Source organism: Bradyrhizobium sp. Leo114 (assembly GCF_055229415.2).
Map to the genome: position 1 here is coordinate 1 of NZ_JBUYEN020000102.1, position 9,395 is coordinate 9,395.

6 protein-coding genes and 3 pseudogenes are annotated in these 9,395 nt (G+C 58.4%); 3 read left to right on the plus strand and 6 right to left on the minus strand.

Translation table 11 applies throughout. The annotated features are described in order from the left end of the window. Positions 1 to 102: 102 nt before the first annotated feature. Positions 103 to 1,137 (plus strand): annotated as a pseudogene (gene tnpC, locus ACZIRK_RS43770) (IS66 family transposase); the annotation flags it as partial. Further along, a complete protein-coding gene (locus tag ACZIRK_RS43775; RefSeq protein WP_463703103.1) occupies positions 1,134 to 1,616 on the plus strand; it encodes a plasmid pRiA4b ORF-3 family protein in 483 nt (160 codons plus the stop codon). The pseudogene tnpC and the gene ACZIRK_RS43775, both read left to right, overlap by 4 nt. A gap of 53 nt (positions 1,617 to 1,669) precedes the next feature. Here the strand turns inward: ACZIRK_RS43775 and ACZIRK_RS43780 are convergent, their stop codons facing one another. Genes ACZIRK_RS43780 through sctV form a run of 5 tightly spaced genes read right to left on the minus strand, consistent with a single transcriptional unit; the run spans position 1,670 to position 6,572 of the window. Next, positions 1,670 to 2,647, minus strand: coding sequence for a LysR substrate-binding domain-containing protein (locus ACZIRK_RS43780; RefSeq protein WP_130230707.1), 978 nt, complete (start codon positions 2,645 to 2,647; stop codon positions 1,670 to 1,672). Between the two features lie 23 nt (positions 2,648 to 2,670). After that, positions 2,671 to 2,964 carry an EscF/YscF/HrpA family type III secretion system needle major subunit gene (locus ACZIRK_RS43785; protein WP_130230709.1) on the minus strand — a complete coding sequence of 98 codons (294 nt, stop codon included), beginning with the start codon at positions 2,962 to 2,964 and terminating at the stop codon, positions 2,671 to 2,673. Then, a complete protein-coding gene (locus tag ACZIRK_RS43790; protein WP_165421473.1) occupies positions 2,891 to 3,145 on the minus strand; it encodes an EscE/YscE/SsaE family type III secretion system needle protein co-chaperone in 255 nt (84 codons plus the stop codon). The genes ACZIRK_RS43785 and ACZIRK_RS43790 overlap by 74 nt, the downstream gene beginning before the upstream one ends. Beyond that, entirely contained in the window at positions 3,142 to 4,524 is a 1,383-nt protein-coding gene (locus tag ACZIRK_RS43795) for an FHA domain-containing protein (RefSeq protein WP_130230711.1), read from the minus strand. The genes ACZIRK_RS43790 and ACZIRK_RS43795 overlap by 4 nt, the downstream gene beginning before the upstream one ends. Then, positions 4,521 to 6,572, minus strand: coding sequence for a type III secretion system export apparatus subunit SctV (gene sctV, locus ACZIRK_RS43800; RefSeq protein WP_130230713.1), 2,052 nt, complete (start codon positions 6,570 to 6,572; stop codon positions 4,521 to 4,523). Before sctV ends, ACZIRK_RS43795 begins: the two co-directional genes overlap by 4 nt. Before the next feature lie 1,034 nt (positions 6,573 to 7,606). Between sctV and ACZIRK_RS43805 the strand changes: the two are divergent. Continuing rightward, positions 7,607 to 7,876, plus strand: a pseudogene (locus ACZIRK_RS43805) (transposase); the annotation flags it as partial. Positions 7,877 to 8,210: 334 nt separating this feature from the next. Here the strand turns inward: ACZIRK_RS43805 and ACZIRK_RS43810 are convergent. Then, positions 8,211 to 9,270, minus strand: a pseudogene (locus ACZIRK_RS43810) (IS5 family transposase); the annotation flags it as partial. Between the last annotated feature and the right edge of the window lie 125 nt (positions 9,271 to 9,395).

The window sequence follows — 9,395 nt, forward strand, 5'->3', positions numbered from 1 at the left end:
ACTGACGAGCTGTCCAAATGGACGTCCTTTTTGCCGTCCAATCCCATCCCAAACCTCCGTTCAATCCGGACGCTTCTTCGCACATCTAATCTAACCCCGAACCCTGGGTATCGGCTTAGCGCTTACAAGTATCATTGGCATTTGCCGCTCTATCGTCAGGCGCAGATGCTGGCGACCCACGGTATCGCCATCGACCGTTCCACGCTCGCCTTCTGGGTCGGCTACGCCGCCCAGGAATTGAAGCCCTTGTGGCATCGTCTGCGCGAGCTTCTCCTCGCCTCTTCGAAGCTCTGTGTCGATGAGACTCCGGCGCCGGTGCGCGGCAGGACCAAAACCGGCTACTTCTGGGCGCTATCGCGCGATGACAGGCCCTGGGCCGGACCTGACCCACCTGGCGTGGTCTATGCCTATGCACCGGGCCGTGGGGCCGTTCATGGCTTGCGCTTGCTCGAGGGCTATCGCGGCATCATCCACTGCGACGGCTATCAGGCTTACAAGACCATGACCCGAGAGACGCGTGCGGACGCCCTGTCCGGGACGCTCGCCTTCTGCTGGTCGCATCTGAGGCGCCAGTTTGTGAAGATCGAGCGCGAGGCTGCTCCGGCGCCAGCTCCGGTTGCCCGCGAGGCTCTTAAGCGCATCGCCCAGCTTTACGCGGTCGAGAAAGCGCTCCGCGGCCGATCGGATGCCGAGCGCCGTGCTGGCAGGCAGGCGCATGCCAGACCTCTGGCTATAGCCTTGAAGCAGTGGTTTGAGGCCAAGCTTGATCACCTTGCACAGAAGAGCGACACGGCGAAGGCCTTGCGTTACGCGCTGCGTCATTGGGACGGCCTGACGCTCTACCTTGATGACGGGCGCATCGAGATGGACACAAGTGCTGTTGAGCGTGCGATGCGGCCGATCAAGCTCAATGCGAAGAACTCCCTTTTTGCCGGTTGCGACGAGGGCGCCGAGAGTTGGGCAGTACTAGCTTCGTTAATCGAGACCTGTAAGCTCAATAGCGTCAGCGCCGAGCACTGGCTCTCCGACGTCCTCGCGAAGCTCGTTAATGGCTGGCCTGCGGCGCGACTGGACGAACTGCTTCCATGGGCGTCGACCTACACGATGCATGCACACGATCCGAGGTTGGCGGCATGAGCCTCAACACGACCGCCGTCCGGATCAAGGTGACCCTCAAGGACGTGAAACCGGAGGTGATGCGATGCCTTGTCGTGTCGCTCACGCTGCGCCTTGATCGGCTGCATCTGACGCTTCAGGCGGCGTTTGGCTGGACGAATAGCCATCTCTTCGAGTTCCACGCTGGCGAAGAACGTTGGGGCATCCCCGATCCCGACGGTGATTTTGGCCCCCAGCCGATCGATGCCAGCAAGGCGCGGCTCTGCGATATCGTTCGCGAAACCGGCGCCAAGACGATCCATTATCTCTATGACTTTGGCGACAGCTGGGATCATGTGATCAAGCTCGAAAAGTGGTTCGACAACACGTCGACGGACGGTCTTCCATTCTTGCTCGATGCCGCCGGTCGTTGTCCTCCGGAAGACGTAGGCTGTGCGCCAGGCTATGCCGCAGTGCAGACCACCATCGTTCGCTTGCCGCGCGAAGCGAGCTTTCGGTAGCGAGCAGTCAGGCGGACCTGCGCCTTCCATGTGAACCGCCTGCCACTGAATTGTCACTCGGCAACCGCTAGGGTCTCGGCTTTTGAATCGACATCAGGTGTCGCAATCAGCTCGCGTCCTGCAAGAGGACTTATTTGAAGCACTTTTCGTACCTGCGCAATCAGCAAGGCGCTCACGGCTTCGGCCGCGGGGGCGAGGTCGCCACAAGAGATGAGGCAGGCTGTCATATGGATCGGTGGATCTATCACGAGCGGCCTCAGATCTTCGGCGCCTGGAATATCGGGAATGTCGCCCTTGGGCAGGATCGCATTTGCGAGACCGGCCCTGACGAAGGAGAGCGCACCGCCGAACGTGTCGACTTCTGCGATGCAGTTCGGCATCACGCCGGCCACTTCAAACGTCCGATCTAATGCGTCGCGAATTGTGTTTGGGCGCGGCGGCAATACAAGAGGGAGCTCAGCCAATTCCTCAAGCGAAACGGCGGGAGCGACTTCTCCTGTATCGGGAGGACGTACCAGGTGGAGTCGCTGTTGAAAGAGTGGCTGGCGAGTAACACCTGAGGTGGGGTCATCCTCAAGCACAGCGCAGATATCAAGCGCTCGTGATGCGATGAGCTGCTTCATCTGAAGAGAGTCACCCGTAACAAGATGGAGGCGCACTTTTGGGAGCGCTGCCCGGCTGGCTTCCATCAAGGCGCAGGCGAACGAAGCGGCGAGTGCTGAGGACATGCCGAGCCTTACAGCACCTTCCGGTTCTCCTGCCGTAGAGCGGATGATGCTGCGCAGTTGGTCAACCTGCTGAAGAATGGACGTGGCCTCACGATAAAAGACCTTGCCCTCGCGAGTCGGGCGAACGCCGCGCACGCTACGGTGCAGCAGCGCGAAGCCAAGCTCGGCTTCCAAGGCAGCCATCTGCTGACTCAGGGCCGGCTGCGCCACGTGGATTGTCGCCGCTGCTTGGCAAAAACTACCAGCATCCACGATGCCCGTGAAATATCGGAGATGACGTAGTTGCATAAAACTGGAAGACATAGCACCCCAGAATCGTCCGTAGTTCAGGTGATGTTCCGGATAATACCATTAAGCGCTTCGTGAACCGCTTTGATAACGGTCGAATTCAGGCTCAAGAGTGTAGTGTGTGTGTTCATTGAGAGCTGAAGCTTGAGCTGATCCATGGTGTCGTCCGGATTCATGGTCGCCATATGACTTCTTAGGCTGCGTTCCGATGCCGCAACAGATCTGCCAAGAGGCCCACTTATTGTCCTGAAATCCACCTCACGCCTCCAAGCCAGAGGACACGCCGCTGTGGTGGTGCATCCATGTTGTATTAACAACGTCTGTTGCGGCATCTATTGCATCAAGCAATGTGCACAATGCGTCGAAATGACGCCGCGTGACGCCGCCATCCATGTCACGTTTCAACGATTGTCGCCAACTCTCAAACTCTCTCTTAAGGGCAGATAACTCTGCGCCATCGACGTCATCTACCAGCTGTTTCTGCAGCTCAAGCCTGACCAGATGCTCGCTCACAGTTGATCCTCCTCTGCTATCCATTCCGGCTTGTTCGGATAGGGAACGTGCACGTCGGCCTCCCCGATACGCACAAGCATTCCGTCGCGATCGATGACAACGATCTTGCCGAAATGATCGATATTATCGCCGACTTTCAGGCGTGTTCCGTTCTGAACGACGATGAACGGAGACCGGCCGAGGTGCACACCTCTTGCTGCCGGCAATACCACTGGCGAACAGTGCGCCTCGAGCCGAATGTGGGGCGCGAACTTCTCCTCGAAGCGGGAGGCAACGGTCTTCCACTCGCTATAGGCGGTTGGGGTAAGGGCCCCCGAAACGAGGATGGCGTCTGGCTTCACCACGATGCGAATGGAGCCGCGGAGGTCGGCTGTCGTCGCTGTCTCTAGAAAGGTTCGTGCGCGGTCCGGCGTTGCGACTGTGTCATCAATTGTGCGAACTCCGGGAATATCCTGCTGCAGACGATGAAGGGCAGCTTTAACGGTTGCATCACTCGGGCCATATCCCGTTATTGATATCCCTCCGGCGCTTCCCACGCGAATACTCCCCTCGATGCCGAATGCCCGTATTACGGTCGTTGACAGGTCGATCATCTTTGCATCAGACAGGGCGGTGGCGGTCGCCGTTTTCGGTGTTACCTCTGCTGTTAGCCCTGCGTCACGCAGGGCTGCTTTGATCCTTGTAGCCTCTTCAGGTCGCAAGTCGCCGTCGATGATCAGATTATCATCTTGGAGCGCGATGCTAACATCGCGTCCGACATTCAAATCGCGAAGGACGTTCCTGGCAATCTTGATCGAGTCAGTACCCGGAACGGCGGCCGGGGTGAGAGAGGCAACAACCCGCTCAATCCCGGCACAAGCTCCATAGGCGATGATCAGAAGGCCGCAAGCGGCTGCACCAAGCCGAAATGGCCGAGGTATCGAGTTCATCGCAAGACGAGGTTCTCGCCCCCGGGGCGCCGCTCCTTCGATAGCTGGGGGGGCATGCTCTGCGTGCAGACTTCTGCGCTCGACCACGGAGTCGACATCGGGAAAGCTGGCACCGGTCGGGCCGATACTGAAAATCGTCCGCCCAACCTGAACCGGAGTGAGTGGATCGAGGGTCGTCGGGCACTCTGTTAGACAATCACTACCGCCGATGAGCACACCCGGTGCGAGTGCGGTGATCTGGATTTGCCCGGCCTCGATGACAATGCGAAGATGTGAGTCAACCAGTTCCGGATCTGCGAAGGTAAGGTCGTCAGCGTCATGGCTACCGACTAGCCACGCTCCATCGCCGAGCGGTGTCTCGGCCCCCTTGTTGGGGCCAGATAGCACATGCAAGGACAGTTGGGTCTGATCGCCCGTGAGAACATCTTGTTCTATGTTCACGTTTCTCATTGCAGCGATATCCTTCCCAATGGCTGTATGGAGATATCGGGGGGAAGCTCCTGATAGGATAGAACTGGAAGTTCGTAGAAGTCGGTTTCGATGACCTTGCGTACGTATTGACGTATATCCATCGACGCCAGCAGCACCGGCTTGTGCGGCTGCTGGGTAAGGTTGCCGATAGCCTCTCGTATCGCGTCAATGATCTGACCGGTGGTTCGAGCGTCAAGGGCGAGATAACTGCCGGCGGAAGTCTGCCGAATGGCGTTGCGCACCGTATCTTCCACTTCTGGCGTGAGAAGGTAAGCGGGCAGCAGGTTCGTGCCGATACAATACGGAATGCAGAGTTGCCTCCTCAGCGCACAGCGCACATGCTCGGTCAGCAGGACAATGTCTTTTTCGATCTGTGCCCGTTCGACCAGTGCGGCGAGGATGGTGCGCATATTACGCAATGAAACCTCCTCCGCGATTAGGCGTTGAAAGACCTCTGAAATCTTCTGCAGAGGTGCTGAGCGCAGTACTTCCTTTACGAGTTCCGGGAACCACACCTCGATGCGATTCAAAAGAGTTTTTGTCTCCTGGATCCCGACAAACTCCGCAGCATGCCTGCGCAGGATTTGGCCAGTATGGTAGCCAAGGATCTGAACCGACTCCAGGAAAGGGATGTTGGCAGCTCGCAATGATTCGCGATGTATGGCGTCCACCCAGACCGTCTCGATGCGAGGAAGGAAGGGTTTGTCCAGAACACATGGAATGCCCACAAGATCGAGGTTCTCAGGAGTATCGCGTGCCAAAAGATGCTGCGATCGCAGTCGCCCTTCACCGCATGGTATTTCATTTACCATGATGACATACGCTCCGTCCTTGCAGCTGTCGTTCACTCGCACATTGATCGCTGGAAGAGGGACGCCGAGATCAAGAAGGAGCGCTTGCCGTTCGGCATCCAATGCTTTGTTTAGCAGATCGGGAGGGATGACCGCCTCAACGTCGTCACCAATGTCGATCATCAGTGGCACGGTGAACGTGATGCCATTATCGGCGACTTCATCACCGCCGCCGGTCGGCTTCACTGCCGGTGCGGCCAGCCGCCGATTACGCTGTAGTTGCCAGCCACTGCCTCCGACTACGAGCGCCAAGATCATGAAGACTCCCGTCGGAAAGCCAGGGACGAACGAAAAGAGAAGGAGAATGAATGACCCGACAATCAGCGCACGTGGTTGTGCGCTCACCTCGTCGCCGATTTCGTTGCCGAGATCTGCACCGCCATTTTCGTCACTAACCCTCGTAACGATAAACCCCGCTGTAATCGCCGTGAATAGAGCCGGTATCTGACCGACGAGTCCGTCTCCGATGGTCAGGATCGCATAGACCTCGAGCGCCTCGTACAATCCCATTTCCTTTTGAAACGAACCAATCGCGATCCCGCCTACGATGTTCACGGCAATGCTGATCAAGCCCGCGATGGCGTCACCCTTGAGAAACTTCATGGCGCCGTCCAGGGCACCGTACAGCTGGCTCTCGCGCTCAATCGCAAGGCGGCGCCGACTTGCCTCTCGCATATCAATACTGCCGGCACGCAAGTCGCCGTCAACGCTCATTTGCTTGCCCGGCATCGAATCCAGAGAAAACCGTGCAGCAACCTCCGCGACACGCTCAGATCCCTTGGTGATGACGACAAACTGAACGATTGTCATGATCAAAAAGGTAACTGCGCCCACCACGAGATTGCCGGCCACCACGAAGTCCCCGAAGGTCTTGATGATCTGGCCGGCGTCTGCATGAAGTAAGATAGTGCGTGTCGCGGCGACTCCAAGCGATAGCCGAAATAGCGTCGTCACCAAGAGCACTGACGGAAAGGAGACGAACGCAAGGGGGGATTTAATATAGACCGCCATCATCAGCAGGAGTGCCGAGAGTCCCAGGTTGGCGGCCTGTAGCACATCCATCAGGACCGGCGGCAGTGGAATTATCATCATGAAGATGATCGTGATCAGCAGCGCCACCAGAACAATATCATTACGGCCTGACGCGACCGTTCGGACTCTGTCAAGAAACTTCATGCTAGCCACTTGCGCGGCATCCTCTGTAGGTGCGTGTCCGGCATGAGCGACGCGATGAACCGCAGACAGGTTCCCGCCTTGGCGCTGATGCTTGCCCAAATGCTTTGACTAACACTCGTGGCGTTCGAAATCGGCCCTCGCCGTCCCGTGACAATGGTAGAAAGCGCCTTGGATGGGCAGCGCCCCACCTGTCCGCAATATTCAGCGTTCGGCGGTGCGACGCGCCCGGCGGTGTTGAGATCGATTTGTCAGTCCCAGCTGCCATCCTCAGCACGCACCTAAGCAGCGATTCCCCGCGCGGCCTTGTTCTTGAGAAATTCGCTGAGCTTACGAAGTAAGGTAGCGTAACGTATGCAGGTGGGCTTCTTAGGCTTCGGGACGGTTCTAAGCATCGCTCCGAATCGGCGTTTGCAATCTCCCAATTGTCGCCTTCGAAACAGTGTCGTGGCGGAAAACGATCAATAGTGTTCCCGCCCTCGGAGCGATTGGAGATGCGCGGGACATCCAGTGTCGATCCCGTCGGCTCCCCCGAGCAAGTACGGATCGCCCAACTGATACCATCGTTTTGCCGGAACATGACGCCATCTGCTAAGTCTTGATTGATCTTGTCACGGCCCGATAAACCGCAGCGGCGGTTTGGAAAGCTCGTTTCAAGATCAGTTTGAGCTTGTCCGGAGGTAGCAATTGTCATGCCGAAACCGTTCTCGAACCAGGAAGCCAATCTTCAGCGGGAATGCAGGCCTGGCCGGCGTTTAATGAGCGGGATTTAGACGCGGTTCATTCGTCACCCGACTTGGGTCACGTTGTGTCGATCAACGATGACATGCAAAGATAGTATTCCACGTTTGGCGTGGCGAATGATCGAAAATGGGTGCCAAGGCGACGAAGTGGCCTGCGCGGAGTGGTGGTGACCAAGTATGAAGTTGTTGTGACGCGGGCAGTGCCGCGCATCCAGACTGTGCACTTTATCACCTTCACGAGTGCGACCGAAGTCGACGTGTTCGGCCATACAAATGCTGTGCCCCGCCTGACTCAATCGGATCGAGCGCCTCAACGATGAGATCAAGCGGCGGACCGAGATGGTCGGCATCTTCCCGAACGAAGATGCCATCGTGCGCCTGGTCTTGCAATCCTGAGCGAACAAAACGACACGGGAGCTTTCCGGGGAAGCGATGCACTCACCATCGGCGGCAGCAGCACGATAGTGCGCTCGTTACCTGACGTTGGAGGCTATTACGACTGTGAGCGATAACCCATCGTCGGCTTGCTCTCGGCGGCTAGTGTTCTGTCCCGTTAATTCGTAGCATAATAATTGCATGGGTTTGAGGTGTGCCGATCGAAGGAGATACCCGATGCGGACCGGACGCCCGGAGGCGATGCTGACGATTTCCGGCGATGAACGCACACAGCTCACGGCCATAACACCGCGGATTCCATCCTCCAGAAACTCGCACGACTTTGTTGACGAATTTCCGGGACAGAACACTAGCTGACGCCGTCCGACTCGGCAGGATAGCGGCGGTGCTCCCTCGTCAGCTACGCCACGCCACCGACGCGATCCGAGCTGGTCTTGCGTCGAATCCAGCCCAGGCGGCGGATAGGTTGGGCTTGCCTAGTCGTCCGTGAAGAACCCGCATTTCAGCTCGGGGCGAGGTGAAGTCGGAGGCTGAGCAGGACGAGGATTTGGTGCAACAAGAGCTCCAGCCAGCGGATGAGGCGACGGAAGTTGTAGCCGGCGGCGGCGAGGACGGCATTGGTGGCATCGCCCTGGCGGTGCCAGAGATAGTTCCGGCCCATCCGATGTTCGGATTTGAGATGGCCGATGACCGGCTCGATGGCCGAGCGGCGGCGCATCTCGCGTTTGATCTTGGGCGTCACCCGCCGCTTCTGCCCTGAGATGAACACCCTGAACTTGTAGTCGGGTGGCGCATTGTGGCCGCGATAGCCTTTGTCGAGAACGAGGCGCTCGATGATGTTGCCGATCAGCGCCTCCATCTCCGGGATCACGGTCTCGAGTGTATGGCCATCATAGGGGTTACCGGGCAGCGCCTTCACATGGGTGACGAATTGGCCGCCTTTGGCGTGCGATAGCGTTGTGGCGACGGAGAGCTTGACCCCGAACTCGTAAGGCCGGTGCGCCTTGCCCTTGCCGATGCACTCCACCTCCGGCGCGCGTGCAGCGAGTAGACCTTGGGGCCGCGCTGGTGCTGCTTCTGGTCAAGCACCCGTCGCGCCAGCGCCAGCATGCGGCCGAGGACAATCTCGCCAAGCAGGTCGGTGCGGCCTTCGATCTTGCGGGTGATGTCGCGGATGACGCGGCCGAGATAGGTTCGAAGCGTCCTCAAGGCTTGGCGCGCTTGAACTGCTTGGCGTGGGCATAGCGCTGATGCTTGATCAGCGCGAACTTGCCCACCCGCGCATAGGATTGCCGCAACGCGAGGCCCTGCCGTTTTGCCAGCCGGACCAGGATCTCGCGCGCGCGGTTGAGAAGCCGCGCGTCGGTCGGGAACATCACGTTCTTGGGCTGCACCGTGGTGTCGACGATGACGCGGTTGAGGTCGGACGGCTTGATCGCTTCGGTCTTGGTGGCGACCGAGAGGCTCTCCTGCAGCAGCGCTTGCAGCTTCTCCTCGCCCATGCGCTGGCGCCAGCGCGTCAGCGAGGAGCGGTCGAACACCAGGCGGTGCTGGAAGAACTGTAAGCGCTAAGCCGATACCCAGGGTTCGGGGTTAGATTAGATGTGCGAAGAAGCGTCCGGATTGAACGGAGGTTTGGGATGGGATTGGACGGCAAAAAGGACGTCCATTTGGACAGCTCGTCAGT